We start from the raw sequence: 26,227 nt of genomic DNA, 5'->3' as shown, positions 1-26,227 counted from the left end.
GCAACACCCTTCCGGGATCGGCAGCTCCCCGTCACAGCGAGCGGGGCAGCCCAAACTTCGCGAACAACGTGTCGTCCAGGAATGCAACCACACGCGAGACGCCGTCGGGGCCGACATCCAGCACATGCAACTGAAATGCCACGTGCCGGGGTCCGGTTCGCATGTACATCGCCGCGGCCGGTTGTCCGTTGGCGACCAGCGGGAGCATCCGCATATCGCCCGCGGCTTCGGCGGGGCATTGCTGGTGGATCAGGGCGATGATGTTCTGCGGACCCCGATACCAGCCGGTGTACGGCGGCATTTCCCAGATCGCCTCGGCGGTGAACAGTTCCACCAGCCGGTCGATGTCGTAGGTCTCGAACGCCGCGATGTAACGCGTCAGCAGGTCCTGCGCTTCGGCCGAATCTGGGGCTAGCAGGCGCTCATTCGGACTGGGCCGCACGTTTTCCAGTTGCGACCGAGCTCGCTGCAACAGGCTGTTGACGGCGGTGGTGGTGGTGCCGATCGCGTCGGCCACTTCTGCCGCGCGCCACTGCAGTACGTCACGCAACAGCAGCACCGCCCGCTGTCGGGGTGAGAGATGCTGCAGCGCGGCGACGAAGGCCAGGCGCACCGACTCCCGGGAGCCCACGATGACCGACGGATCGGCCGGGTCGTCGGTCAGATCGGGCAGCGGCTGCAGCCACGGCACCTCCCGGCGTTCCACCAGTTCGTCCGTCGGATCCGAACCGGGAGCACCCAGGCCGGTCGGCAGCGGGCGACGCTGTCGACCCTCCAGCGCACTCAGGCAGGTGTTGGTGGCGATGCGATGCAGCCAGGTGCGCAGCGACGATTTGCCTTCGAACTTGTCGTAAGACTTCCAGGCCCGCAGCAACGTCTCTTGCACCAGGTCTTCCGCGTCGTGCAGGGACCCGGTCATCCGGTAGCAGTGCGCGAGCAGTTCGCGACGATAGGGCTCGGCATGGGCCGAAAAATCACCCGTGCCGCGGCTTTGTGCGTCGCCGGAGTTCTCCGCGAGCAAGCTCACCCGGCTGAGCCTACGCAGAGTCTCGGACACCGGCGTCCGGGGAGCCATTACGCTGCCCCTAATGATGAGGACGTCCCATGACCCGCACTGAACGGAACTTCGACGGCCTGGGCGGCGTGCGCATCGTGTACGACGTCTGGACCGCGGACACTCCGGCGCGCGCCGTCGTGGTGCTTTCCCACGGTCTCGGGGAGTACGCCCGGCGCTACGACCACGTGGCCCAGCGCTTCGCGGCGGCCGGGCTGGTCACCTACGCGCTGGACCACCGCGGGCACGGACGCTCCGGTGGCAAACGCATGCTGGTCCGCGACATCTCCGAATACACGGCCGACTTCGACACCCTGGTCGGCATCGCGACCAAGGAGCATCCCGGCCTCAAAACCGTCGTGGTCGGGCACAGCATGGGCGGCGCCATCGTGTTCGCCTATGGCGTCGAACGCCCGGACAACTACGACCTGATGGTGCTGTCCGGGCCCGCGGTGGCGGCCCAGGACCAGGTATCGCCGTTGCTGGCCGCCGCGGGCCGGGTGTTGGGTGTGGTGCTGCCCGGGCTGCCGGTGCAGGACCTGGACGTCCGGGCGATCTCCCGCGACCCCGAGGTGGTGGCGGCGTACCAGGCCGACCCGCTAGTCTATCACGGCAAGGTCCCCGCGGGTGTGGGACGGGCGATGCTGCAGGTCGGCGAGACCATGGCGCAGCGGGCGCCGGCGCTGACCGCGCCGCTGCTGGTGGTGCACGGCGAGCAGGACCGGTTGGTGTCCGTCGCCGGCAGTCGGCGCTTGGTCGAGTGCGTGGGGTCCACCGACGTCACCCTGAAGGTCTACCCGGGGCTCTACCACGAGGTCTTCAACGAGCCGGAGCGCGACCAAGTCCTCGGCGACGTCGTCACCTGGATCACCGACCGGCTGTAGGGCACCCGTTGTCGGACCGCTCCCGTACTTTGGCGCTTAAATGACGCGCCGGCGACGATGCAGAGCGCAGCGATGAGGTGGGGGTACCGCCCGCTTGCGGGGGAGAGTGGCGCTTAAATGACGCGCCGGCGACGATGCAGAGCGCAGCGATGAGGAGGAGTGGCGCTTATATGACTGACGAGAAGATGTTGGCGCGCATCGCCGCGCTGCTGCGTCAGGCGGAAGGCACGGACAACGCCCACGAGGCCGACGCTTTCATGAGCGCGGCGCAGCGGCTAGCCACGGCGGCATCGATCGACCTGGCCGTGGCGCGGTCGCATTCGTCCAACCGTTCTGCGGCGCAGACGCCGACGCAGCGGACCATCACGATCGGCGAGGCCGGCACCAAGGGCCTGCGCACCTATGTCCAGCTGTTCGTGCTGATTGCCGCGGCCAACGACGTCAAATGTGACGTCGCGTCGAATTCGACGTTCTGTTATGCCTACGGGTTTCCCGAGGACATCGACGCCAGCCACGCCCTGTATGCGAGCCTGGTGGTTCAGATGGTCCGGGCATCCGACGCCTATCTCGCATCCGGGGCACACCGGCCGACACCCACGATCACCGCTCGGCTCAACTTTCAGCTCGCCTTCGGTGCCCGCGTCGGTCAGCGGCTGAGCGAGGCGCGCGAGCAGGCCCGGCGGGAGGCCACCGAGGACCACAGCCGTCGTCCAGGAACCGCTATCGCCTTGCGGGACAAGGATATCGAGCTGCACGATTACTACCGCAAGGCATCCAAGGCGCGGGGCACCTGGCAGGCCAGCCGGGCCTCGGCCGGGTATTCGTCGGCGGCGCGACGCGCCGGCGATCGGGCCGGTCGGCGCGCCCGGTTGGGCAACAGCCCCGAATTGCCGGGAGCGCGGAGCGCGCTGGGCCGGTGACCCCGCGGGATTCCCAACGCGCCAAGGTGTACGCGGCCGAGGAGTTCGTCCGCACAATGCTGGACCGGGCCGCCGAACGTGGTTCGCCGACCGTGGAGTTCTTCGGTACTCCATTGACGCTGCCGCCGGAGGCGCGATTCGGCTCCGTCGCGTCGGTGCAGCGCTATGTTGACCAGGTGCTTGCGCTACCGGCAGTGCGGCAACGGTGGCCCGACGTCGCGCCGCTGAACGTACGTCCCCGTCGGGCGGCCACCGCGGCCCATTACGAAAATCGCGATGGCACGGGCGTTATCGCCGTCCCGGACCGTGATACCGCGGACTGGGCGCTGCGCGAGCTGGTGGTGTTACACGAAGTGGCGCATCATCTGTGCCAGGCGCAACCCCCGCACGGCCCGCGGTTCGTCGAAACCATCACCGCGCTGGCCGAACTGGTGATGGCACCCGAGGTCGGCTACGTGCTGCGCGTCGTCTGCGCCAAAGAGGGTGTGCGGTGACAGATCCCGACGTCCGGGCCCGCGACGTCGAGAGCCGAATGACCGACGACGAACGATTCACGCTGTTGGTATCGGTGATGGGGCAATCCGACCTGTGGCCGCTGCGCGATGACCGCATCCCGCCGGACACCCCGATGAGCGCCGGATACGTACCGGGCGTTCCGCGGCTGGGTGTGCCGGCGCTGCGGATGAGCGACGCCGGCCTCGGGGTGACCAACCCCGGCTACCGGCCGGGGGACACCGCCACCGCGCTACCGGCCGGACTGGCGCTGGCCGCCGGATTCGACCCGGCGCTCGCGCGCGCGGCGGGCCAACTGATCGGGCGCGAGGCACGCAGCCGCGGGTTCAACGTGCTACTGGCCGGTGCGATGAACCTTGTGCGCGACCCGCGCAACGGTCGCAACTTCGAATACCTCTCCGAGGACCCGCTTTTGACGGCAACGATCGCCGCCGAGTCGGTCAGCGGGATACAGCAACAAGGCGTGATCTCGACCGTCAAGCACTATTCGCTGAACTGCAACGAAAACAACCGGCACTGGCTGAACGCGGTCATCGATCCCGACGCCCATCGCGAATCCGACCTGCTGGCCTTCGAGATCGCCATCGAGCGCTGCCAACCAGGCGCCGTGATGACGGCCTACAACAAAGTCAACGGCCACTACGCCTCATCCAACAGCGTGTTGATCAATGAGGTGTTGAAAGACGCGTGGGCATACCGCGGTTGGGTCATGTCCGACTGGGGTGCCACGCCAAGCTGGGAGTGCGCGCTGCACGGTCTGGACCAGGAATGCGGCGCCCAGATCGACACGGTGTTCTGGCAGGCCGAGGCATTCTGCGAGCCGTTGCGCGCCGCGTATGCCGACGGCCGATTGCCCAAAGAGCGGCTCTCGGACATGGTTCGACGAATCCTGCGCTCGATGTTCGCGATCGGAATCGACGATGACCCCGATGGCCGCACCGCGGCCAGACCCGTCGACGCACCGGATATGGTCGCCCACAACGACATTGCGGACATTGCGGACATTGCGGACATTGCGGACATTGCGCTGCAAATCGCGCGGCAGGGCGTGGTACTGCTGCAAAACCGCGGGGCGCTGCCACTGGCCGCCCCTGCCCGGATCGCCGTCATTGGGGGTTACGCGCAACTGGGTGTGCCGATCGGGTGCGGGTCGAGTGCCGTGGTGCCGCCGGGCGGTTATGCGGCGACGATCCCGATCGGCGGGCCCGGCCTCACCGGCGGCACCCGCAACCTGTATCTCCTTCCGTCGAGCCCGCTGGAGGAACTGCGAAAACTCTTCCCGCAGGCGCAGCTCGACTTCGACCCCGGTCTCAGCCCAGCGGAGGCCGCACAGGTTGCCCGCCGATCCGAGGTCGCGGTCGTCTTCGGAATCCGGGTCGAGGGCGAAGGCTTCGACGGCGCCGACCTGTCACTGCCCTGGGGACAGGACGCGGTCATCGCGGCCGTCGCGGCGGTCAATCCGAACACCATAGTGGTGCTGGAAGCCGGCAACCCGGTGGCCATGCCGTGGCGGACGGCCGCGAACGCGATTCTTCAGGCCTGGTACCCGGGCCAGGCGGGGGGCCGGGCGATCGCGGAAATCCTTGCCGGTCAAGTGAACCCGTCCGGGCGACTGCCGATCACCTTCCCGGCCGATCTCGACCAGACGCCCCGGCCACAGGTGCCCGGTGCGGGTGCCCCGGTGGGCGTACCGATCACCATCGACTACACCGAGGGGGCCGAGGTCGGGTATCGTTGGTTCGCCGGCCACGGCCACGCGCCGCTGTTCGCATTCGGACATGGCCTGTCCTACACCAGCTTTGACTATCACAACCTGGCCGTCGCCGGCGGCGACACCATCACGGCGAGCCTCGACGTCACCAATACCGGCGAGGTTCGTGGGGCCGATGTCCCGCAGCTGTATCTGACCGACGCGGCCGGCGTGCCCCGCGTGCGGCTGCTGGGATTTGAACGCACAGAACTGAACCCGGGCCAGACACACCGAGTGAGCATTGTTGCGGATCCGCGATTGCTGGCTCGCCATGACGGGACGACCGGCAGCTGGTGCATCGCGCCGGGCCGCTACCGGGTGGCGGTCGGTGCCTCGGCGGTCGCATTACGGCTGACCGCCGAGGTCGAGTTGACCGGCCGCGCCTTTGGACGCTGATGGGCGAGTAGATGGTGTAGTTCGCGCGCGCGACCGGTCGTCAGTATTTACTTGACCGGCACCAGCGGTGAGCCGCAGGTGCAGCGATAATCTTCGCCCGACCCCGAGCAGTGGCATCCGACTTCGATACGGACGCGACATCCGCAGCCTTCGTGACCGCAAGTCAGCAGGGTTCCCTCTTCGTAGTTCGCCATGTGAATCACCTTTGATTACTTCGGGATTCCGCGATCCACCGGAATCCGTGCGATTAACTGAAACAGCGACCCGGGGAAAGGCCACGGTCTCAATATACCCCATATGGGTATCCGGTGAAGGGGCTCCGGGGATGCTCGCTTTCCCTAGCCACTTGACCTGCGGCTCCGGCGCGGCGCATCGAGGCCGGGTTAGCGTTGATGGATGACCGAAAAAATCACTCCCAAAGACGTCGACGCCTTCCTGGACAGCACCGTCATCGGTGAGGACGCGGCATTGTCGGCAGCCCTGGCGGCCAGCGACGCGGCGGGGCTACCGCCGATTGCCGTGTCGTCACAGCAGGGCAAACTCTTGTCTCTGCTGGCAGGTGCCGTCGGCGCCCGCCGCATCCTCGAGATCGGGACCCTCGGCGGATTCAGCACCATCTGGCTGGCGCGCGGTGTCGGGCCGCAGGGGCAGGTGGTGACACTCGAGTACGAACCCCGGCATGCCGAGGTCGCTCGCGCGAACCTGCAGCGCGCCGGCGTCGCCGAGCGGGTGCAGGTGGTGGTCGGGCCGGCGCTGGAAACCTTGCCGACCGTGTCGGGTGAACCGTTCGACATGGTGTTCATCGACGCGGACAAGGAAAACTACGTCGACTACCTGGAGTGGGGCGTCAAGCTGGCCCGGCCCGGCGCAATCATCGTGGTAGACAACGTCATTCGCGAGGGCGCGGTTGTTGCGCCGGAGGCCACGGACGCCGGGGGGCAGGCTACGCGGCGCACCCTACAACTGATGGGCGAGCATCCCAGGCTGGACACCGCGGTGCTGCAAACCGTCGGGGCCAAGCGGTGGGACGGGTTCGCGATCGCGCTGGTGAAGTAGCTGCGCGACGGCAATTTTCGTTGCTGGTGCCGTGTGACCAGGCGTAACCTTGGAAAAGATGGATGGTTTGCAGACGGTCCAAAAGACTTGCTGCATAACAGAAAGGTCACAAAATGAGTACAGTCCATTCATCAATCGAACACCACCCCGATCTGATGGCGCTGCGCGCCAACTATGAGCGGGTTGCCGAGTCGATGACTGCACATGTCACGTTCGGACTGACTTTGCTGGCGGGACTGTATGTCGCGGCCTCGCCGTGGATCGTCGGTTTCAGTGGCATGGGCGCCCTTGCCACCTGCGACCTGATCGTCGGGATCGCGGTGGCGTTCTTGGCGTATGGGTTCGCCACGGCATTGGATCGGGCACACGGTATGACCTGGACCATCCCGGTCCTGGGCCTGTGGGTGATCGTCTCGCCGTGGGTCCTGCCAGGCCTGACGCTGACCGGTGGCGTGATCTGGTCGCACGTCGTCGCGGGTGCGTTGCTGACGTTCTTGGGTCTCAACGCCACCTACTTCGGCATGCGTACGCGGGATGCGGTCACCCACGCATAGCACACCCCTAGGCACGCATAGGTTCGCAGTCCCTGTCGGGCGGGGTTGGGGCTGGCCCGACGGGCCCGTGCGCTTGCTGTCTCCTAGACCGGTTACCCGCAGACCGCGCCGCCGGCGGCCGAGCCGACCAGCTTGACGTACTTGGCCAGCACGCCGGTCTTGTATCGGGGCGGCGGCGGCGTGAAACCATCACGGCGCGAAGTGAATTCGTCCTCGTCGACCAGCACGTCGAGGGTACCGGCGGCGACGTCGAGCCGGATCCGGTCGCCATCGCGCACGAATGCGATCGGTCCCCCGTCGACCGCCTCCGGCGCGATGTGTCCGACGCACAGGCCGGTCGTTCCGCCGGAGAACCGGCCGTCGGTGAGCAGCAGCACGTCCTTGCCGAGGCCGGCACCCTTGATCGCACCGGTGATGGCGAGCATTTCGCGCATGCCGGGCCCGCCCTTGGGGCCCTCGTAGCGAATCACCACCGCGTCGCCGTTGGTGATGGTGCCGTCCTCGAGCGCATCCAACGCGGCTCGCTCGCCGTCGAAAACCCTTGCGGTGCCTTCTATCACCTCGGAATCGAATCCGGCCGACTTGACCACCGCGCCCTCCGGGGCCAAGCTGCCCCGCAGGATGGTGATCCCGCCCGTCGGGTGGATCGGATCGTTCAGGGCGCGCAACACCTTGCCGTCGGGGTCGGGCGGGTCGATGGCGGCCAGGTTCTCGGCCACCGTTTTGCCGGTCACCGTCAGGCAATCTCCGTGCAGCAGACCGGCATCCAGCAACGCCCGCATCATCACCGGGACACCGCCAATGTGGTCGACGTGCGTCATCACATGCCGGCCAAACGGTTTGACGTCCGCCAGGTGCGGCACCTTCGAGCCGATCCGACTGAAATCTTCCAGCGAGAGCTCGACTTCCGCCTCGCGAGCGATGGCCAGCAAGTGCAGCACCGCGTTGGTCGAACCGCCGAAGGCCATCACCACCGCGATCGCGTTTTCGAACGCCTCCTTGGTGAGGATGTCGCGCGCCGTGATGCCCCGGCGCAGCAGTTCGACGACCGCCTCGCCGCTGCGGCGGGCGAAGCCGTCCCGGCGGCGGTCGGTGGCCGGGGGAGCGGCCGAGCCAGGCAGCGACATGCCTATCGCCTCGGCGGCGCTGGCCATCGTGTTGGCGGTGTACATGCCGCCGCATGCACCCTCGCCGGGGCAGATGGCGCGCTCGATGGCGTCGACGTCGTCGCGCGACATCAAACCGCGCGCACACGCGCCCACCGCCTCGAACGCGTCGATGATCGTCACCTCGCGCTCGCTGCCGTCGGACAGCTTGGCCACCCCCGGCAGGATCGAGCCGGCGTAGAGAAACACCGAGGCCAGGTTCAGGCGGGCGGCCGCCATCAGCATGCCCGGCAGCGACTTGTCGCACCCGGCCAGCAGCACCGAACCGTCGAGTCGCTCGGCCTGCATCACGGTCTCGACGCTGTCCGCGATCACCTCGCGCGACACCAGCGAGAAGTGCATCCCCTCGTGGCCCATCGAGATGCCGTCGGACACCGAGATGGTGCCGAACTCCAGCGGGTAGCCGCCGGCGGCAAACACGCCCTCCTTGACCGCCTTGGCCAGCCGGTCCAGGGACAGGTTGCAGGGCGTGATCTCGTTCCACGACGAGCCGACACCGATCTGCGGCTTGGCGAAGTCGTCGTCGTCCATGCCTATTGCACGCAACATGCCGCGCGCGGCGGTCTTTTCCAGACCGTCGGTGACGTCACGACTACGGGGTTTGATATCGGCGGCTGCCGCGCCGGTGTCCAGGGCCATGGGTCAAGTATGCGCGGCCTGGACAAGCCATTTTCACCGCCCATACCCCGGCGGGGTATGGGGTATCGTGGCCGGTGACACGCCACCTGACGTCGTGTATCAACCGGGAAAGTTTGAGGCCCAGATGACCAGTCCGTACGGCTATTCGCAACAAAAGGACAACTACGCCAAGCGGCTGCGGCGCATCGAGGGGCAGGTGCGCGGCATCGCCCGCATGATCGACGAGGACAAGTACTGCATCGACATCCTCACCCAGATCAGCGCCGTCAACAGCGCGCTGCGATCCGTGGCGCTCAATTTGCTGGACGAGCATCTGGGCCACTGCGTCACCCACGCGGTCGCCGAGGGTGGCAGCGACGCCGGCGAAAAGCTGGCCGAAGCCTCGGCAGCAATCGCGCGGCTGGTTCGTTCCTGATCGGTGACCCAGTTGAGACGGTGTTGCTGGGCCAGGTTGAGCGAATCCGTTGTTGCGGTGCGTACGGTAAGGCAGTGTGATCGCATTAGGCACGACAACCCAGGAAATTGGGTACCCGGCCGACACCGACGCCATGACAGCCGAAACCGGATCTACCGCCGTGACCGCGCGAACGTGGACGCCACGGATCGCTGCGCAGCTGGCGGTGCTTGCGGCGGCGGCGTTCATCTATGTCACGGCCGAGATCTTGCCGGTGGGGGCGCTGTCGGCGATCTCTCGTGACCTGCACGTCAGCGTCGTGTTTGTTGGCACGCTGCTGACCTGGTATGCCCTGGTCGCGGCGCTGACGACGGTGCCGCTGGTGCGCTGGACCGCGCACTGGCCGCGGCGTCGCGCCTTGATGTTGAGCCTGACGTGTCTGACCGCTTCGCAGGTGATCTCGGCGCTGGCGCCCAGCTTCGCGGTGCTGGCCGCGGGCCGGGTGCTGTGCGCGATCACTCACGGGTTGCTGTGGGCGGTGATCGCGCCGATCGCCACTCGCCTGGTGCCGCCCAGCCATGCCGGGCGCGCGACCATGTCGATCTATGTCGGCACCAGCCTGGCGCTGGTGATCGGCAGCCCGCTGACGGCGGCGCTGAGCCTGATGTGGGGCTGGCGGCTGGCGGTGGTGTGTGTGACCGCCGCGGCGGCGATCGTCACGGTCGCCGCGCGGGCGATGCTGCCGGCGATGGTGCTCACCGAGGACCAGTTGGCCTGCGTGGGGCCGCGATCGCGCCACCACCGCAACCCACGGTTGATCACCGTGAGCCTGTTGGCGATGGTCGCGGTGACCGGCCATTTCGTGTCCTACACCTACATCTCGGTCATCATCCGCGACGTCGTAGGCGTGCGCGGGCCCAACCAGGCCTGGCTGCTGGCCGCCTACGGGCTGGCCGGGCTGCTGTCGGTGCCGCTGGTGGCGCGCCCGCTGGACCGCCGGCCCCGTAGCGCCGTCATCGTGTGCATGGCCGGATTGACCGCAGCCTTCGTGGTGCTGACCGCCCTGGCTTTCGGCGACCGCACCACCGCGGCCACCGCACTGATCGGCACCGCCGCGATCGTGCTGTGGGGCGCGATGGCCACCGCGGTGTCGCCGATGATGCAATCCGCGGCGATGCGCAACGGCGCCGACGACCCCGACGGCGCCTCCGGGCTCTACGTCACCGCGTTCCAGGTCGGCATCATGGCCGGCTCGCTGTGCGGCGGTCTGCTCTACGAACACAGCGTCGCGCTGATGCTGACCGCCTCGGCCGCCCTGATGGGCGTCGCGCTGATCGGCGTCGCCGCCAACCACCGCATGCTCGACGTTGCTCCACCAACCTCACTGGATTCATAATTCGCCAGCTCACCGCCACGAGCAGCGGGTCTGACGGGCGCGATGCCGCGCGCGAATTAGGTAGCTGGTAATGCCGCTATGCCACACTGGGGCCAGCAACTGACTGGAGGTATGCATATGTCGGGCTGGACGAGGGCAAGCCTCTTCGCGGCTCTGAACGCGGCCGCGACAGGTGCGGCGCTGGTGCTCGGCGCCGGCCCCGCCGCGGCGGATCCGGACCCCGGTGACCCGGGTGTGGTCGCCGCACCGCCTGCGCCAGCTCCACCGCCCTTCCAGTTGCCCCCGCTGCCGGGCCTACCGCCCGCACCGGGTGACCCGTTGGCCCCGCCGCCGCCCGGTGACCCGGCGGCGCCGCCGCCCGCGCCGTGGGCGCCGCCGGGCGTGGTGCCGGCCGCCGCGGGTACCGCCGAGGGACAAGACCCCATCCCGTTCACCGGCACGGCGCCGTTCGGCACGCCGACGTTCGTGCCGAAGACCGGCTCGATGGTCGGGGTCGGGCAGCCGATCATCATCAACTTCCCGGGGCGCGTCGATGACGCCGGCGCCGCGCAGGCCGCCGTGCACGTGTCGTCCATCCCGCCGGTGCCCGGCAAGTTCTACTGGATGACACCGACGCAGTTGCGGTGGCGCCCGCTCAACTTCTGGCCCGCCAACACCGCGGTGAACATCGACGCGGGCGGCACCAAGTCCAGCTTCCGGACCGGCGACCAACTGATCGCGACGGCCGACGATGCCACGCATCAGCTCACGGTCACCCGTAACGGCGTGGTGGAGAAGACCATCCCGATGTCGATGGGCATGACCGCCGGTAACCACCAAACCCCCAACGGCACCTACTACGTGCAGGAGAAGATGCCGTCGGTGGTGATGGACTCCTCGACCTACGGGGTGCCGGTCAACTCCACCTACGGCTACAAGGTGACCGTGACCGACGCCGTCCGGTTCGACAACGTCGGCGACTTCGTGCACAGCGCCCCGTGGTCGGTCGATGACCAGGGCAAGCGTGACGTCAGCCACGGCTGCATCAACATCAGCCCCAGCAACGCACGGTGGTTCTTCGACAACTTCGGGCCGGGTGACCCGATCATCGTGAAGAACTCGAGCGGCGGTTCCTACAAGAAGAACGACGGCTCCAGCGACTGGATCACCAACTAGCCGGCAGTCAGGCCGTCGGTGAGCCGACGTGGTTGGTCACCACGACACGGTCTTCGGCGGTCGGTGCCGGCGCGTCGGCGTGGCCCGTAGACCGCTGGCCGTCGATCGAGCTCTGATTCGGTGCGCTCCCATCGTGATTCGCGCGCAGGATTGCGGGCCGGCTCATGTCGACGGACAGGCTGAAGATGTCCGCGCGGTTGTAGGTGCCGACGATGTCGTGAGCCTGCTTGGCGACCACTTCGGTCTGCAGATCGACCTCGGCGTGCAGGATTGCGTCCGGCCGGGTCAGCGGCCCGGCGACGACCTGGCCGTTGGGGCCGATCACCATCGCCGCCGGAGGCGTTGCGGTCAAAGCCTTTTCGATGCGTGCGTCGCCGCGAGAGACTGCTTGCAGCGCCGTCTCGTCCAGGGCCGTCGCCGCGACCACGACGAACACCTTGCCCTCGAACGCGTGGCTGGCACTGCGTAACCGGATCAGCTCGGCGAGGTCGTAGTCGAAGTTCTCCGACCGGCCGTCGAAAGGCCACGCCGGTGGGTAGGTCGCGATGTGCAGCCGCTCGCCCTGCGCGAGCAAGGTGAACCGTGCGAGCGTGTTGGTGTTCTCGCCACAGATCAGCGCGCCCAGCCGCCAGCCGCCGAGATCGACCGGCCGCAGGTCGTGCGCGTCGCCATGCGACCAGGTCAGCCGCTCGTAGTAGGTCGCCACCAGCTTGCGGCGGTGATTCACCAATCGCCCGCTCGGGTCGAAGATCAGGTTCGAGTTCCAAAGCTGCCCAAGGCTGTTCGGGTTGCGCTCGTTGATGCCCACGGACAGGGTCACACCATGGGCCCGGGCGATCCGGGCAAGCCGCTCCGTGGGTGGGCTCGGCACGACGATCGACTGGGCGATCAGGCGCTCGTGCCATTCGTGCTGGTCGATCGGCGGCAGTACGGCGGTCCAAATCGGGAATCCGGCGAGAAACGCCTCACCGAATACGACCAACTGCGCGCCGTCTCGAGCGGCGGACGCGACGAGGTCTTCCACCTTGTCGAGGGTTGCCTGCAAATCGAGAAAGACGGGCGCCGCGTTAACTGCGGCAACGGCCACCTTCGGAAGGTCGAGTGCTGACATGGTGTGGCCCTTTCTCGAGAATGTTCTGATCCTTCGACACTGCTTGGGATTTCCTTCGATCCGCGAAGCCCACTTTATCCGCAGGCGAAGTCATGTCAAATGAATTGTGCGGCTGCATATTCCGGCAGAATGTCGACAGATTTCGACAATCATGGCAGGAGTGGAAACGCTGTGCTGATCCACCGATCAGGTAATAGGCAAAAGCTTTCACCGGAAAGTTGCCGATGGTGCGGCGCCGCTTATAGTGATGCACAACACGATTCAGAGCAGAGCACAGCTCGTTTACCACGTCTCTACTACGTCGACGTCGTTCGGCATCCCTACACTTCGTTGAATTCGGAGGTTCACGTGTCACAGCCAACAACGAGTGGCGCACCCCAGCCGGGCGCCGGTGCGCCCGCTACGTCGCTGCTGACACCGAATAATGGCCATTCAGTGAACAATTCGACAACAATCGGGGTCGACACCGATTCCGGGGTGCGCGCGACGCCGACCATCGACGACTTCGTGCGGATGCAGTCCGACCCGGCGTTTCAGGACCTGCGCCACCGGATGCGCCGGTTCGTGTTTCCGATGGCGGCGTTCTTCCTCGTCTGGTACCTGATCTACATGCTGCTCGCCACCTACGCGCATGCTTTCATGTCGACCGGGGTGGTCGGCGACGTCAATCTCGGTGTGGTGCTTGGCTTCGGCCAATTCGTGAGCACCTTCGTGATCACGCTGTGCTACGTGAAATTTGCCGGCCGCACGCTCGATCCGCGGGCCGCTGCCATCCGCGCCGAACTCGAAGGTGCCGACGCGTGACGACCACCCTGGCGGCTGCCGCCAACGTGGGAAACCCACTGGTCAACATTGCTGTCTTCGCGGTGTTTGTCGCCGGGTCGATGGCTCTGGTGATCCGCGCTGGCCGAACCACCAAGCGGGCCACCGACTTCTACACCGGCGGCGGTGAATTCTCCGGCGCGCAAAACGGATTCGCTATCGCCGGCGACTACTTGTCGGCGGCGTCCTTCCTCGGGGTGTCCGGAGCCATCGCGATCTACGGGTACGACGGATTCCTTTACTCGATCGGGTTTTTGGTGGCGTGGCTGCTGGCGCTGCTGCTGGTCGCGGAGTTGCTGCGCAACACCGGGCGCTTCACGATGGCCGACGTGCTGAGCTTCCGGCTGAGGCAACGTCCGGTCCGGATGGCCGCCGCGCTGTCGACGCTGATGGTGTCGCTGTTCTACCTGCTGGCCCAGATGGCCGGTGCGGGTGGGCTGGTCGCGCTGCTGCTCGACGTCCGGGGCCGCACCGGCCAGTCGGTCGTGGTCGCCTTGGTCGGCGTCTTGATGATCGCCTACGTGCTCATCGGCGGGATGAAGGGCACCACCTATGTCCAGATGGTGAAGGCCGTTCTGCTGGTCACCGGGGCGGCGATCATGTTCCTGCTGGTCGTGCTCGCGGTGCGCGGCAATTTCTCCCAGTTGTTGGCCAATGCCCAAGCGGTGGTTGACCATTCGACCAACGAGGCCGTCGCGGGTCGCGACGTGCTGGCGCCGGGCGCCAAATACGGGGCCAGCCACATCACCAAGCTGGACTTCCTGTCACTGGGTATCGCGCTGGTGCTGGGAACGGCCGGCCTGCCGCACGTGCTGATGCGCTTCTACACCGTTCCCACCGCCAAGGAGGCCCGCCGCTCGGTCACCTGGGCGATCACGTTGATCGGCGTCTTCTATCTGTTCTCGTTGGCCATCGGCTACGGTGCGGCCTGGCTGGTCGGCCCGGACGTGATCCTGGCGACCGCCGGCAAGGAGAACTCCGCCGCGCCGCTACTGGCGTTCAAGCTGGGGGGCACGATCTTCCTCGGCGTGATCTCCGCCGTCGCGTTCGCGACGATCCTGGCGGTGGTGGCCGGCCTGGCGATTACCGCGGCCACCTCGTTCGCTCACGACATCTACGCCGGCGTGATCAAACGCGGGGTAGCGTCCGAGGAGCAACAGGTGCGCGTCTCGCGGATGATGGTCGTCGTGATCGGCGTCATGGCCATCGTGCTCGGAATCCTCGCGCTCGGCCAGAATGTGGCATTCCTGGTGGCTTTGGCGTTCGCCGTCGCCGCCTCGGCGAACCTGCCCACCCTGCTGTATTCGCTGTTCTGGAAGAAGTTCAACACCGTCGGCGCCCTGTTCAGCATCTACGGTGGGCTGATCAGTTGCCTGGTGCTCATCGTCTTCTCGCCGGCCGTCTCCGGCAATCGTTCGGCCATGTTCCCGCACGCCGACTTCGCCTGGTTCCCGCTGGCGAACCCGGGCATCGTCAGCATTCCGCTGGCGTTCCTGCTCGGCATCATCGGGACCTACGTCGGGCGGGGCCTGCCGGAAGACCCCGCCAAGCAGGCCGAGATGGAGGTTCGTTCCCTCACCGGCGTCGGTGTGGAAAAGGCGCTCGTTCATTGATTCAAGGACCGACCCGCGATGTGGGCCGAACTCGTTGAGGCCGGGCTGGAACCGAAGGAGGCTCGGTTCTACCTGGCCGCGCTCAACATGGATTCGGCCACCATTGCCCAACTCGCCGAGGCATCGCGGATCAGCCGTACCAATGCCTACGACATCGCCAAGCGGCTGGCGCAGCGTGGCCTTATCTCGCTGATCGAGGGCGGCAGCCACCGCGACGACCCGAACGCCAGTGGACGCCCCAGAACCATTGTGCGGGCCGAGGATCCGCAACGGCTGCTGGACGAGTGGAGTCAACGGCGGCGGGTGCTGGAATCGGTGGTGCCCCAGCTGCGGGCCTTTCACGCCAAGGCCGGCACCGCCCCGCGGGTGCGGTACCTGGAGGGCGCCAGTGGTATCAGGACGGCGCTGTTCGAGACGCTGGACTGGCCGTCGCCGCTGCGCGGCGTGCTGTCGATGCGCGACCTGTTGAGCGTGCCGGGAGTCGAGGCGATGGAGGAGTACATCGCCGGGCGCCGCGAGCGGCAGCTGTGGTTGCACGTGCTGCGCTCGCCCGAAAAGGATCTGCCGGGCGGGTGGCCGACCAGCATCGAGGACTATCGCCGGACCCGATACGTGCCCGCGGAATACGTCTTCACGATGTCGACGATCATCGGCGACGTGTCGGCGGCGATGATCTCGTCGCGGCGCGAGAACTTCGCCCTGGTGGTGGAGAGCCTCGAGTATGTCGAGATGCAGCGCAACCTGCATGAGGTGTTGTGGGCGGTGGCGGCCCACGATACGGCCCCGAGCGGCCGCAGCGCCTGAATGTCCCGGATTGGCCCCGGGGCTTTCGCCGACGGCGGGATTATGTATAGCATCATACATAAGGCCGGACCGAGAGGTGGCGATGAAAAGTCCACGCGAGCGGATGGTGATCTCCGCTGCGTTGTTGATCCGGGAGCGCGGCGCCCACGCCACTGCGATCTCCGACGTCCTGCAGCACAGCGGTGCGCCGCGCGGGTCGGCCTATCACTACTTTCCCGGCGGGCGCACTCAACTGCTCTGCGAGGCAGTCGAATACGCCAGCGATCACGTCGGTGCCATCATCGCCGCGGCCGACAACGGAACCGACCTGCTGGACACCCTGATCGATAAATATCGCCGCCAACTCCTCGACTCCGATTTCCGCGCGGGCTGCCCGGTCGTGGCGGTTTCGGTCGAATCCGGCTCCGAGCCCGGCGGTGCGGCGGACCGCGAGCGGATGGCTCCGGTGATCGAGCGGGCGGCCGCGGCGTTCGAGCGCTGGACCGACCAGATCACCCAGCGCCTCATCGCCGACGGCATACCCGCCGCGGCGGCGGCCGACCTGTCGGTGTTGACGACCTCTGCGCTCGAGGGCGCCATCGTGCTGGCCCGGGTGCGCCGCGACGTGACGCCCCTGGACGTCATCCATCGTCAGCTGCGCGCCGCGCTGCTGACAGCTCTGGGAAGGAAACCCTTCGATGGTTGCTGAGTGGCAGTCCACCGCATGCGTTCTCTGCGAATGCAACTGCGGCATCGTGGTGCAAGTCGAGGACCGCGCGCTGGCGCGCATCCGCGGTGACAAGAACCACCCCGCGTCGCAGGGCTACACCTGCAACAAGGCGCTGCGGCTGGATCACTACCAGAACAATCGGGCCAGGCTGACCTCCCCGATGCGACGTCGCGCCGACGGCAGCTACGAAGAGATCGATTGGGACACCGCGATTGTCGAGATCGCCGAGGGCTTCAAACACATCCGCGACAGCTACGGCGGCGACAAGATCTTCTACTACGGCGGCGGTGGTCAGGGCAATCATCTTGGCGGGGCGTACGGCGGCGCCTTCCTCAAGGCGCTGGGCGCGAAGTACCGGTCAAATGCGTTGGCGCAGGAGAAGACCGGCGAAGCATGGGTGGACGCGCAGCTCTACGGCGGACATACCCGCGGCGAGTTCGAACACGCCGAGGTGTCGGTGTTCATCGGGAAGAACCCGTGGATGTCGCAGAGCTTTCCGCGGGCCAGGGTGGTGCTCAACGAGATTGCCAAGGATCCGCTGCGGTCGATGATCGTCATCGACCCCGTGGTCACCGACACCGCGAAGATGTCCGACTTCCACCTGCGGGTGCGGCCGGGCACCGACGCATGGTGCCTGGCGGCCATGGCCGCCGTACTAGTCCAGGAAAACCTCTGCAACGAAGCATTTCTCGCCGAACACGTGCACGGCACCGAAGTGGTGCGCGACGCGCTGCGCGAGGTCTCGGTGCGTGACTACGCGCTGCACTGCGGGGTCGACGAGGAGCTGCTGCGGTCCGCGGCCCGGCGCATCGGCACCGCGGACAGCGTCGCGGTGTTTGAGGACCTCGGCGTTCAGCAGGCGCCGAACAGCACGCTCTGCTCCTACTTGAACAAACTGCTGTGGATCTTCACCGGAAACTTCGGGAAAAAGGGTGGGCAGCACCTGCATTCGTCGGTGGCGCCACTGTTCAGCACCGTGTCCGGGCGCAGCCCGGTCACGGGAGCCCCGATCATCGCCGGCTTGGTGCCGTCCAATGTGGTGCCCGAGGAGATCCTCACCGACCACCCGGACCGCTTCCGCGCGATGATCGTCGAAAGCGCTAACCCGGCGCATTCGGTAGCCGATTCCGCCGCGTGCGCCGAGGCGTTCCGGTCGCTGGAGTTGCTGGTGGTCGTCGATGTCGCGATGACCGAGACCGCCCGACTGGCCCACTACGTGCTGCCTGCGGCATCGCAATACGAGAAGGTTGAGGCGACCTTCTTCAATTTCGAGTTCCCGCACAACGGTTTTCACCTGCGCCGTCCGTTGCTCGATCCATTGCCGGGCACGCTGCCCGAACCGGAGATCTGGGCCCGACTGGTGCATGCGCTCGGCGTCATCGATGACGCGGACCTGCGTCCGCTGCACGAGGCGGCCGCACAGGGCCGCGACGCGTTCGCCGAGGCGTTCCTCAACGCGGTATCCGCGAATCCGGCGATGGCACGCGTGGTTCCGTACGTGCTCTACAGGACGCTGGGGCCGACCCTGCCCGACGGTCTGGCCGGCGCGGCCGCGGTGTGGGGGTTGGCCCAGAAGGTTGCGATGACCTACCCGGACGCCGTGCGGAGGGCCGGCCATGCCGACGGCAACGCACTGTTCGACGCCATCCTGAACAGCCCGTCGGGCGTCACGTTCACCGCGCACAACTACGAGGACGACTTCGCGTTGATCACCCATGCCGACCACAAGATCGCGCTCGAGATCCCGGAGATGCTCGCCGATTTGCGCGCGCTCGCCGCAGGGCCGCACCAACTGACCACGTCCGAGTTTCCCATCGTCTTGTCGGTGGGGGAGCGGCGCGCCTACACCGCGAACGACATCTTCCGCGATCCGTCCTGGCGTAAGCGCGACACCGACGGCGCGCTGCGGGTCAGCGTCGAGGACGCCCAGCATCTTGGGCTCGCCGACGGCGGTCGGGCACGGGTCACCACCGCCGCCGGCAGCGCCGAGGCGACCATCGAGATCACCGAGACGATGCTGCCCGGACATGCCGCCCTGCCCAATGGTTTTGGGCTCGACTACGTCGACGCCGACGGACGGACCATCGTGCCGGGCGTCGCGCCGAACATGCTGACATCGACGGACTGGCGCGACTCCTACGCCGGAACGCCGTGGCACAAGCACGTGCCGGCGCGCATCGAAGCCTGCGTTGGGTCCGAGGTCGGGGTCAGTTCCAGATCCTGACCCGGCGCTGCGGCGCCAGGAACAACGCGTCGTCCTCGACGACCTCGAAGGCCTCGTAGAAGGCGTCGATGTTGCGGACCACACCGTTGCAACGGAACTCCGGCGGCGAATGTGGATCCACGGCAAGGCGTCGGATCGATTCCGCGGTACGGGATTTGGTGCGCCAGACCTGTGCCCAGCCGTAAAAGACGCGTTGCACGCCGCTCAGCCCGTCGATGACCGGAGCCGGCTCACCGTGCAGCGACAGCTGGTAGGCCAGCAGGGCGATGGACAGCCCGCCCAGATCGCCGATGTTCTCACCGACGGTGAAGGCGCCGTTGACGTGGTGAGCGCCGTCCAGTTCGCGCGGGACGTAGGCCTCGTACTGCTCGATGAGCGCCGTGGTGCGGGCGCCGAACTCGCGGCGGTCGTCGTCGGTCCACCAGTCGACCAGGTTGCCGTCACCGTCGTATTTGGCGCCTTGGTCGTCAAACCCATGCCCGATCTCGTGTCCGATCACCGCACCGATGCCGCCGTAATTGGCCGCGTCGTCGGCCTGCGGGTCGAAGAACGGCGGCTGCAAAATAGCTGCGGGAAAGACGATTTCGTTCATCCCGGGGTTGTAGTACGCGTTGACGGTCTGCGGTGTCATGAACCATTCGTCACGGTCCACCGGCTGCCCGAGTTTGGCCAGCTCGCGGTCGTGGTTGACCGCGTACCCGCGCCGGTAGTTGCCGTACAGGTCGTCGCGATCGATCACCAGGGCGGAGTAGTCACGCCACTTCGCCGGGTAGCCGACCTTCGCGGTGAACTTATCCAATTTGGTCAGAGCGCGTTCCCTGGTCTGGGGCGTCATCCAGTCCAGGTTGCTGATGCTGATCCGGTACGCCTCCCGCAGGTTCGCCACCAGCTCGTCGATGCGGGCCTTGGCGTCCGGCGGGAAATGCCGTTCCACATAAAGCTTTCCGACCGCGTCGCCCATCAGGCTCTCCACCAGGGAGACGCCGCGCTTCCAGCGATCCCGGATCTGTTCGGTGCCGGTCAGCAGCCGGCCGTAGAAGTCGAAGTCGGCCGCAACCAGCGCGTCGGTAAGCCACCCGGCACGAGCGCGGATCAGCCGCCAGCGTGCCCAGCGCTGCCAATCCTGCAGGTCCTCGCTTCGCCACAGCGCACCGAAAGCGGTGAGGAAATCAGGTTGGCGCACAACGACTTCCGCGACCGCCTGGACAGAACCGCCCAGCGCGGCGACCCAGCCGACCCAGTCGAAGCCGGCGCCCTCGGCCTGCAACTCGGCGAAGGTGCGCAGGTTGTAGCTCAAATCGGCGTCGCGGCGTTTGACCACATCCCAATGCGCGGTGGCCAGTTTGGTCTCCAGCGCCACGATGCGGGCCGCGGTGTCGGCATGATCCGCCTCCGCACCGCCGTACACCAGGCTGAACATGCGCGCGATGTGCTGCGGATACGCCGCCAGAATCTGGGCGTGCTGCTCGTCGCGGTAGTACGACTCGTCGGGCAACCCAAGGCCGGACTGGTTGACGTGCACCAGGTATCGGGTCGAGTTCTTGGCGTCGGTGTCCACGTAGACGGCAACGGCACCGCCCACCCCAGTGCGTTGCAACGCGCCGACCACCGCGGCCAACGCCGCCGGATCGGCCGCCCCGTCGATGGTTGCCAGCTCGTCATGCAGCGGTTGCAGGCCACGCCGCTCGACGGCGTCTTCGTCCAAGAAGCTGGCGTACAGGTCGCCGATGCGCTGCTCGTCGCTGCCCGGCGCCGCGCTGCGCTGGCTCGCCTCGACGATCAGGTCGCGCACCTGCTCCTCGGCCTGGTCGTACAGGGTGCGGAAGGCGCCGTCGGTGGCACGGTCGGGAGGGATCTCGTAGTCGGCCAGCCAGCGCCCGTTCACATGACCGAACAGGTCGTCTTGGGGACGGGCATTCTCGTCGAGGTAGCTCAGGTCAAGACCCGAGCGGGTAGCCGCATACGTCACCCCGCCATCTTTACCATCTTCCGCACACTGCCCGCCCCCTGCGGAGTAACCGACCGGCTCCGCGCAGCAACCGGCCGGGCCCGGGGTACCCTCGCGCCCATGCCGGAGGGCGACACGACCCAATCAGCAGACCGGGACGACCAGGACGTTCAGGACGACCAGGACGTTCAGGACGACCGGGACGTCCGGGACGTCCGGGACGAGCCCGACGCCGCGGCCACGACCGACGGGGAAGGCGAGCCGTGGTTCACGCCGTACGGCATCGCCTCGACGGTGCTGGCCGTGCTGTGCGTCGCCGCGGTCGTGTTGATCGCGATGATCTGGTCGAGCCACCGCGACGAGGTGGCCGAACGCGGCTACCTCAGCCGGGTCATGCAGACCGCCGCCGACTGGACCGGCGTGCTGATCAACATGAACAGCACCAACGTCGACGCCAGCCTGCAGCGGCTGCACGAGGGGACGGTCGGCGAACTCAACACCGACTTCGATGCGACCGTGCAGCCCTACCGGCAGGTGGTGGAGAAGTTGCAGTCGCAGAGCAGCGGGCGGATCGAGTCGGTCGCAATCGAGACCGTGCACCGTGACCTGGACACGCAACCCGGGGTGTCGCGGCCGGTCGTGACCACCAAGCTGCCGCCGTTCGCCACCCGTGCGGATTCGGTGATGGTGGTGGCCACGTCGGTCAGCGAGAACGTCGGCGGCAAGCCCCAGACCGTGCACTGGAATCTGCGGCTCGACGTCTCCAGCGTCGACGGCAAGCTGCTGATCTCTCATCTGGAGTCGATCCGATGAGAAACCTCTGGCGGTTGCTGGCGTTCGACATTGCGGCCCCGCTGGCCGCGATCGGCGCGCTGTTGACGATTGGGGTCATTCTCGACTGGCCGCGGTGGTGGGTGGCGGCATGCACGGTGCTGCTGGTGCTGATCGCCGAGGGCGTGGCGGTCAATTTCTGGCTGCTTCGCCGCGATTCGGTGGCCGTGGGCACCGACGACGACGCGCCGGGGCTGCGGCTGGCCGTGGTGTCGCTGTGCACGATCGCGCTGGTGGCCGCAGTGCTGACCGGATACACGCATTGGACCCTCGCGGACCGCGCCTTCCGAGACGACTCCCGCGCGGCGGTCCAGGTCGCCACCGGGATGGCCGAGGCGATGGCGTCCTTCACCCCGGCCGCGCCGACGAGCTCGATCGACCGGGCCGCGGCGATGATGGTGCCGGAGCGGGCCGAGACGTTCAAGGAGCAATACCGGAAGTCCAGCGCCGACCTGGCCCAGCGCCACGTCACGGCCGAGGCGTCGACGCTGGCGGCCGGGGTCGAGGCGATCGGTCCCGCGGCGGCCAGCGTGGCGGTCATCCTGCGGGTCACCCAAAACGTTCCGGGAAAGCCCCCCAGCCGGGCGGCGCCCGCGCTGCGGGTGACCCTGACCAAGCACGGCAGTGACTGGCTGGTGTCCGACGTGCTGCCGATCAACGCCCGGTAGCGGTCGACCGGCTCAGTCGGCGTCCGGGGACACTGGGGACTCCGTGTTGACCTTCGCGAACCGGTCCGACAGCCGTCGTATCCGAATCATCAGCGATGCCGACGGGCTGACGCTGCCGTCGAGGTAGGTCGCCAGATCCTCCGGCGCCACCCCGATGCGGGCCGCGAACTCCTGGTCGGCCAGCCCGGACCGCTCGATCAACAGCCGGACGTGGCGAGCCACCTCCGCGCGTTCGTTGGCCTCCAAGTGGGTGCGCGCCCGCTCGAGCACCTCCCACAGCGCCTTGGAGATGCCATACGGGCGGGTGCCCTCGAGAACCTCTTCGACCTGACGGGCGGTGCGGCCGAACGGATCCCGCTTGAGCGCGGCGGCGATCCGCTTCCAGGTGTCGATGTCGCCGCCTTGCAGCGCCGACCGGATGGCCGCCGTCGGCCAGACCTCCACCGGCTGGTCGAGGTCTGCAGAGCCACGTTCCGCTGCGGGCTGTTGCGGCGGCGGAACCCGGCGTCGGTCGGCTGCCAACGTCACCTCGCCTCCTCCAGCATCGCGACGGCCACGGCCAGACAGCGCTGCCGCACCTCATCCCAGTCTGCCCTGGCATCGGGCTCCGCGAGATCTTCGTGCAGATCGGCCGGATGCGGATCGGCGAGCTGGCGCACCAACTCCGACGCTATCCGCTGCCGCGTCGGCGATTGGGAACGGTAGTACCTGTCCATACCGGACAACACCACCGCGGCCGTCTCCGGCTCCAAACTGTCGACCATATCCGCAAATTCGGCATAATCGCGGCTGCTGTTACGGCACATGATCAGGTAGCCCTTCAGGCGCAGCGTCTCGGCGCCGGTCGGAACCTGCAGGCGATCTCCGGTGGGCAGCTGGACGATGGTGGTCTCGACCGGGCAGCGCCGGGCGTACGCCGGCCGGTCGCCGCCACCGGAGGTGGTTTCCAACGCGTCGATGGCGACCGACAGCCGCCCCCGCCACAGCGTGACGGGGTGGACGGGCCGGTCACCCCAGGGCATCGAACGGGCAATGCCGTTGCGCGACGCCAGGCCGTCGACGAGCTTCTTGGCGCCCGACGGCCCCCGGTTATGGCCGTTGTTGCCGTTCTTCGGCGTGTCGGCGCCGACTACGGCTCCGACGCCGTCGTCGGTGAGGTTCACCTGATGCGGAATTTGCCCCGGGCCCTGCCCGCGGACCTCCCCGGCGCCGTTGGCGTTACGCCCGCAGCCGGTGAAGGCCAGCGGATCGGGTACGGAGACGGCGTCGGGCGCAAGGTGCTTGAGCTTGGCGGCGGACTTGACCACCATGCGCAGGTCGCCGCTGGGCGCGGTGAGCGCCGAAATGTCGTCGGGGATGACCACGACGTCGGCGAGGTCGACCTCGGGCAGCGGTCGGTCGAAGTCCACCGACGGCAGCAGCCGCGCCAGCCAGCGGGGCAGCCACCAGTTCCATTGGGCGAACATCGCCATCAGCGCCGGCACCAGCACCAACCGCACGATGGTGGCGTCGACGGCGATCGCGACCGCACACGCCACCCCGATCTCAGCGACCAGCGGCATGCCGGCGAACGCGAACCCGATGAACACCGCGATCATGATCAGCGCCGCGCTGGTGATGGTGCGCGCGCTGGTGCTCACGCCGTAGGCCACGGCATCGCGGGTGTTGCCGGTGTGCAAGAAGCGCTCCCGGATACGGGTCAGCAAGAAAATCTCGTAGTCCATCGACAACCCGAACGTCATCGCCAGCACCAGCGGCGGGACGGTGCTGTCGATCGACGTGATCTGAGCGAAGCCGAGGTCCTTCAACCAGCCCCACTGGAAGACCATCACCAGACTGCCGTAGGCGGCGGCGACCGAGAGCAGGGTCATCAGCACGCCCTTGAACGCCAGGAACACCGAGTGGATGGACAGCAACAGCATCGCGAACGCGATGAGGGCGACGAACAACAGCACCCACGGCTCGGTCTTGGACACCTGGTCGTCGAAATCCTTGATCAACGCCGTTGAACCGCCGACGTCGACGTGCGCCGTGCCCTCGGCCGGCACCTTGGGCAACTGAGTGCGCATCCAGTCGACCGTGTGCCGGGCGCCCATGTCCTCCGGATCAACCGACAACACCCCCGATAACAGCGCGCTGCTGTTGTCGTCGGCGAATTGCACCGGCCCCACCGAAACGATGTTGGGCGCCTGGGTCATGCGCTGCCGGATCGCCGCCAGCGTCTGGCTGTTCTCGGGCGCTGCGGCGGTGCTGTCAGGGAAAGTCACCAGCACCTGAACCGGGCCCAGCGCACCGGGCCCAAGCGCTTGGGACGCCCCGGCGACCCCGGCACGGATCTCGTGCGAGGAGTCGAACTGGCGCAGCAGGCTGTTACCCAGCACCATCGACGCCGCGGGCGCGGCCATGGCCAGCAGCACCGACGCCGCCAGCACCGACGCGATCCAGGGCCGCCGCATCACCGCCCCGATCCAACGGTTCCAGAACCGCGACTGCGTGCTTTCCGGCCGGCGCGACCAGTGCAGCAGCGCCGACCGCTTGGCCGCCGCCCGCCCGAAGGTACCGAGCACCGCGGGGGTCAGCGTCGTCGACGTCAGCATCGCGACCGCGACGGCCAGAATCGCGCCGGTCGCCATCGATTTCAGTGCCGGGGTATTGATCAGGTAGATGCCGGTGAGGGACGCGACCACGGTGAGGCCGGACAGCACCACCGCCAGGCCGGAGGTGGCCATCGCGGCGTCGACGGCCTCGCGGTGTTCCCGGCCGGCGCGCAGTTCCTCGCGGAACCGCATCAGGATGAACAGCGAATAGTCGACCGCGAGCGCGATGCCGAACATCGACACCGTCGACGTCACGAACACCGACATGGTGATGTAGGCCGACAAGAAATAGACCAGGCCCATGGTCACCACGACCGTGCACACGCCGAGGGCCAGCGGGATCGCCGCGGCGGCCAGCGAACCGAACACGGCGAGCAAGACGATCAGGATGATCGGCAGGTTCCACCGCTCGGCCGCGGCAATATCGTGTTTGGTGTTGGCCGCGGCGGCCGCGGACAGCGCGCCCTGCCCGATGACATAGAGACGCACCCGGCCCTCGGAGGTCTGACCGGGCTGGTCGCCTTTGACGCCGACCTGCTGCCGTAGCCGCTTGGCGATGTCGCTGGTCCCCGAATTGCGGCCGTCCAGCCGCAGCGACAGCACGTACGGTCGGTCGGGCTGCGGCGGGCGCTGCGTGGGGTTGGTTTTCTCGGTGACACCGGGGAATTCGCCGGCGATCTGGCGCAGCTGCGCCACGGCGTTGTTCATGTCCTCGTAGCTGGCGTCCGGCCGCGGGGCGGCCACCAGCGCGAGCGAGGACGCGCCCTGGTCGTGATATTGCGACTCGAGTTGGTCGTGGACCTTCAGCGATTGCGAACCGGCCACTTCGAAGCCGCCGCCGGTCAAATTTCCGGACTGGGTCAGGGCCAAATAGATCGCGGGGACCAATGCGAGCAACCAGCCTGCGAAGACCAACCAACGGTATCTGCGCAGGCTGCGGCTGAGGCGCATCATGAACTGCTGGATTTCAGGCTCCCCGAGTATCTCGCTTACGCGTGGTGGCGACGATACCGCAGCCGACTG

At 67.3% G+C, this 26,227-nt stretch carries 22 protein-coding genes and 1 pseudogene; 16 read left to right on the top strand and 7 right to left on the bottom strand.

Annotation, left to right across the window (positions count from 1 at the left end):
- Positions 1-31 precede the first annotated feature (31 nt).
- Positions 32-1,151 (bottom strand): annotated as a pseudogene (locus tag AWC25_RS11775) (sigma-70 family RNA polymerase sigma factor).
- Here AWC25_RS11775 and AWC25_RS11770 point away from each other — a divergent pair.
- The 4 genes from AWC25_RS11770 (at position 1,144) to AWC25_RS11755 (ending at position 5,517) form a co-directional block, all read left to right on the top strand.
- Positions 1,144-1,938, top strand: coding sequence for an alpha/beta hydrolase (locus AWC25_RS11770; RefSeq protein WP_244899502.1), 795 nt, complete (start codon positions 1,144-1,146; stop codon positions 1,936-1,938). The pseudogene AWC25_RS11775 and the gene AWC25_RS11770 overlap by 8 nt on opposite strands.
- Positions 1,939-2,108: 170 nt before the next feature.
- On the top strand, positions 2,109-2,858 hold the full coding sequence (locus AWC25_RS11765) for a DUF2786 domain-containing protein (protein WP_085166817.1): 750 nt from the start codon (positions 2,109-2,111) through the stop codon (positions 2,856-2,858).
- Positions 2,825-3,352 carry a TIGR04338 family metallohydrolase gene (locus tag AWC25_RS11760; protein WP_372513407.1) on the top strand — a complete coding sequence of 176 codons (528 nt, stop codon included), beginning with the start codon at positions 2,825-2,827 and terminating at the stop codon, positions 3,350-3,352. Before AWC25_RS11765 ends, AWC25_RS11760 begins: the two co-directional genes overlap by 34 nt.
- The gene (locus AWC25_RS11755; RefSeq protein ID WP_211281041.1) at positions 3,349-5,517 is read left to right on the top strand and encodes a glycoside hydrolase family 3 protein; all 2,169 of its coding nucleotides are present in this window, start codon (positions 3,349-3,351) and stop codon (positions 5,515-5,517) included. Before AWC25_RS11760 ends, AWC25_RS11755 begins: the two co-directional genes overlap by 4 nt.
- 47 nt (positions 5,518-5,564) lie before the next feature.
- On the opposite strand, the gene mymT is transcribed toward AWC25_RS11755, so the two are convergent.
- Positions 5,565-5,711, bottom strand: coding sequence for a copper-binding metallothionein MymT (gene mymT, locus AWC25_RS11750; protein ID WP_044512704.1), 147 nt, complete (start codon positions 5,709-5,711; stop codon positions 5,565-5,567).
- A gap of 202 nt (positions 5,712-5,913) precedes the next feature.
- On the opposite strand from mymT, the gene AWC25_RS11745 reads away from it, so the two are divergent.
- Together AWC25_RS11745 and AWC25_RS11740 are read left to right on the top strand one after the other, a co-directional pair.
- Positions 5,914-6,573, top strand: a complete 660-nt coding sequence (locus AWC25_RS11745; protein ID WP_069401654.1) for an O-methyltransferase — start codon at positions 5,914-5,916, stop codon at positions 6,571-6,573.
- 113 nt (positions 6,574-6,686) lie between these two features.
- Positions 6,687-7,127, top strand: a complete 441-nt coding sequence (locus tag AWC25_RS11740; RefSeq protein WP_069401653.1) for an SPW repeat protein — start codon at positions 6,687-6,689, stop codon at positions 7,125-7,127.
- Positions 7,128-7,219: 92 nt separating this feature from the next.
- Here AWC25_RS11740 and ilvD read toward each other — a convergent pair whose 3' ends face one another.
- Complete coding sequence (gene ilvD, locus AWC25_RS11735) at positions 7,220-8,932, bottom strand: dihydroxy-acid dehydratase (protein ID WP_085166815.1); 1,713 nt, start codon at positions 8,930-8,932, stop codon at positions 7,220-7,222.
- A 124-nt stretch (positions 8,933-9,056) separates the two neighbouring features.
- Here ilvD and ricR point away from each other — a divergent pair, with 124 nt between their 5' ends.
- The 3 genes from ricR (at position 9,057) to AWC25_RS11720 (ending at position 11,877) form a co-directional block, all read left to right on the top strand.
- Positions 9,057-9,347 (top strand): copper-sensing transcriptional repressor RicR, encoded by a 291-nt coding sequence (ricR, locus tag AWC25_RS11730; protein WP_085166840.1) that lies wholly within the window; start codon positions 9,057-9,059, stop codon positions 9,345-9,347.
- Positions 9,348-9,480: 133 nt separating this feature from the next.
- Positions 9,481-10,722, top strand: coding sequence for an MFS transporter (locus AWC25_RS11725; RefSeq protein WP_085166839.1), 1,242 nt, complete (start codon positions 9,481-9,483; stop codon positions 10,720-10,722).
- A 117-nt stretch (positions 10,723-10,839) separates the two neighbouring features.
- Positions 10,840-11,877, top strand: a complete 1,038-nt coding sequence (locus AWC25_RS11720) for a L,D-transpeptidase (protein ID WP_069401651.1) — start codon at positions 10,840-10,842, stop codon at positions 11,875-11,877.
- 7 nt (positions 11,878-11,884) lie between these two features.
- On the opposite strand, the gene AWC25_RS11715 is transcribed toward AWC25_RS11720, so the two are convergent.
- Entirely contained in the window at positions 11,885-12,988 is a 1,104-nt protein-coding gene (locus AWC25_RS11715) for a carbon-nitrogen hydrolase family protein (RefSeq protein ID WP_069401650.1), read from the bottom strand.
- A gap of 513 nt (positions 12,989-13,501) precedes the next feature.
- Between AWC25_RS11715 and AWC25_RS11710 the strand changes: the two genes are divergently transcribed.
- The 5 genes from AWC25_RS11710 to AWC25_RS11690 all read left to right on the top strand — a co-directional run bounded on the left by AWC25_RS11710 (position 13,502) and on the right by AWC25_RS11690 (position 19,160).
- A complete protein-coding gene (locus AWC25_RS11710; protein WP_084229461.1) occupies positions 13,502-13,792 on the top strand; it encodes a DUF485 domain-containing protein in 291 nt (96 codons plus the stop codon).
- The gene (locus AWC25_RS11705; protein WP_085166814.1) at positions 13,789-15,423 is read left to right on the top strand and encodes a solute symporter family protein; all 1,635 of its coding nucleotides are present in this window, start codon (positions 13,789-13,791) and stop codon (positions 15,421-15,423) included. The genes AWC25_RS11710 and AWC25_RS11705 overlap by 4 nt, the downstream gene beginning before the upstream one ends.
- 18 nt (positions 15,424-15,441) lie before the next feature.
- Positions 15,442-16,227 carry a TrmB family transcriptional regulator gene (locus AWC25_RS11700; protein ID WP_085166813.1) on the top strand — a complete coding sequence of 262 codons (786 nt, stop codon included), beginning with the start codon at positions 15,442-15,444 and terminating at the stop codon, positions 16,225-16,227.
- Between the two features lie 82 nt (positions 16,228-16,309).
- Positions 16,310-16,915, top strand: a complete 606-nt coding sequence (locus tag AWC25_RS11695) for a TetR/AcrR family transcriptional regulator (RefSeq protein ID WP_085166812.1) — start codon at positions 16,310-16,312, stop codon at positions 16,913-16,915.
- Positions 16,905-19,160 (top strand): molybdopterin-dependent oxidoreductase, encoded by a 2,256-nt coding sequence (locus AWC25_RS11690; protein WP_085166811.1) that lies wholly within the window; start codon positions 16,905-16,907, stop codon positions 19,158-19,160. The genes AWC25_RS11695 and AWC25_RS11690 overlap by 11 nt, the downstream gene beginning before the upstream one ends.
- Here the strand turns inward: AWC25_RS11690 and AWC25_RS11685 are convergent.
- Positions 19,144-21,129 (bottom strand): M13 family metallopeptidase, encoded by a 1,986-nt coding sequence (locus AWC25_RS11685; RefSeq protein WP_069399880.1) that lies wholly within the window; start codon positions 21,127-21,129, stop codon positions 19,144-19,146. The genes AWC25_RS11690 and AWC25_RS11685 overlap by 17 nt on opposite strands.
- Positions 21,130-21,228: 99 nt before the next feature.
- Here AWC25_RS11685 and AWC25_RS11680 point away from each other — a divergent pair, with 99 nt between their 5' ends.
- On the top strand, positions 21,229-21,921 hold the full coding sequence (locus tag AWC25_RS11680; protein WP_069399881.1) for a hypothetical protein: 693 nt from the start codon (positions 21,229-21,231) through the stop codon (positions 21,919-21,921).
- The gene (locus AWC25_RS11675; protein WP_069399882.1) at positions 21,918-22,607 is read left to right on the top strand and encodes a hypothetical protein; all 690 of its coding nucleotides are present in this window, start codon (positions 21,918-21,920) and stop codon (positions 22,605-22,607) included. The genes AWC25_RS11680 and AWC25_RS11675 overlap by 4 nt, the downstream gene beginning before the upstream one ends.
- Positions 22,608-22,619: 12 nt before the next feature.
- Here the strand turns inward: AWC25_RS11675 and AWC25_RS11670 are convergent, their stop codons facing one another.
- Both AWC25_RS11670 and AWC25_RS11665 read right to left on the bottom strand, forming a co-directional pair.
- The gene (locus AWC25_RS11670; RefSeq protein ID WP_069399883.1) at positions 22,620-23,135 is read right to left on the bottom strand and encodes a hypothetical protein; all 516 of its coding nucleotides are present in this window, start codon (positions 23,133-23,135) and stop codon (positions 22,620-22,622) included.
- Positions 23,132-26,158: an MMPL family transporter gene (locus AWC25_RS11665; RefSeq protein ID WP_069399884.1), complete on the bottom strand. Its 3,027-nt coding sequence runs from the start codon at positions 26,156-26,158 to the stop codon at positions 23,132-23,134. Before AWC25_RS11665 ends, AWC25_RS11670 begins: the two co-directional genes overlap by 4 nt.
- Positions 26,159-26,227 lie beyond the last annotated feature (69 nt).

This window comes from Mycobacterium sherrisii (assembly GCF_002102355.1).
Taxonomy (GTDB): domain Bacteria; phylum Actinomycetota; class Actinomycetes; order Mycobacteriales; family Mycobacteriaceae; genus Mycobacterium; species Mycobacterium sherrisii.
The sequence above is the reverse complement of the archived record's forward strand: the minus strand, read 5'-3'. Positions and strand labels throughout refer to the sequence as shown.

What these genes read in the sequence shown, in the direction of transcription:
- AWC25_RS11765 (WP_085166817.1), top strand. Translation starts at nt 2,109, where the DNA reads ATGACTGACGAGAAGATGTTGGCGCGCATCGCCGCGCTGCTGCGTCAG.
- mymT (WP_044512704.1), bottom strand. Translation starts at nt 5,711, where the DNA reads ATGGCGAACTACGAAGAGGGAACCCTGCTGACTTGCGGTCACGAAGGC.
- AWC25_RS11745 (WP_069401654.1), top strand. Translation starts at nt 5,914, where the DNA reads ATGACCGAAAAAATCACTCCCAAAGACGTCGACGCCTTCCTGGACAGC.
- AWC25_RS11740 (WP_069401653.1), top strand. Translation starts at nt 6,687, where the DNA reads ATGAGTACAGTCCATTCATCAATCGAACACCACCCCGATCTGATGGCG.
- ilvD (WP_085166815.1), bottom strand. Translation starts at nt 8,932, where the DNA reads ATGGCCCTGGACACCGGCGCGGCAGCCGCCGATATCAAACCCCGTAGT.
- ricR (WP_085166840.1), top strand. Translation starts at nt 9,057, where the DNA reads ATGACCAGTCCGTACGGCTATTCGCAACAAAAGGACAACTACGCCAAG.
- AWC25_RS11725 (WP_085166839.1), top strand. Translation starts at nt 9,481, where the DNA reads ATGACAGCCGAAACCGGATCTACCGCCGTGACCGCGCGAACGTGGACG.
- AWC25_RS11720 (WP_069401651.1), top strand. Translation starts at nt 10,840, where the DNA reads ATGTCGGGCTGGACGAGGGCAAGCCTCTTCGCGGCTCTGAACGCGGCC.
- AWC25_RS11715 (WP_069401650.1), bottom strand. Translation starts at nt 12,988, where the DNA reads ATGTCAGCACTCGACCTTCCGAAGGTGGCCGTTGCCGCAGTTAACGCG.
- AWC25_RS11710 (WP_084229461.1), top strand. Translation starts at nt 13,502, where the DNA reads ATGCAGTCCGACCCGGCGTTTCAGGACCTGCGCCACCGGATGCGCCGG.
- AWC25_RS11700 (WP_085166813.1), top strand. Translation starts at nt 15,442, where the DNA reads ATGTGGGCCGAACTCGTTGAGGCCGGGCTGGAACCGAAGGAGGCTCGG.
- AWC25_RS11695 (WP_085166812.1), top strand. Translation starts at nt 16,310, where the DNA reads ATGAAAAGTCCACGCGAGCGGATGGTGATCTCCGCTGCGTTGTTGATC.
- AWC25_RS11690 (WP_085166811.1), top strand. Translation starts at nt 16,905, where the DNA reads ATGGTTGCTGAGTGGCAGTCCACCGCATGCGTTCTCTGCGAATGCAAC.
- AWC25_RS11680 (WP_069399881.1), top strand. Translation starts at nt 21,229, where the DNA reads ATGCCGGAGGGCGACACGACCCAATCAGCAGACCGGGACGACCAGGAC.
- AWC25_RS11675 (WP_069399882.1), top strand. Translation starts at nt 21,918, where the DNA reads ATGAGAAACCTCTGGCGGTTGCTGGCGTTCGACATTGCGGCCCCGCTG.
- AWC25_RS11665 (WP_069399884.1), bottom strand. Translation starts at nt 26,158, where the DNA reads ATGATGCGCCTCAGCCGCAGCCTGCGCAGATACCGTTGGTTGGTCTTC.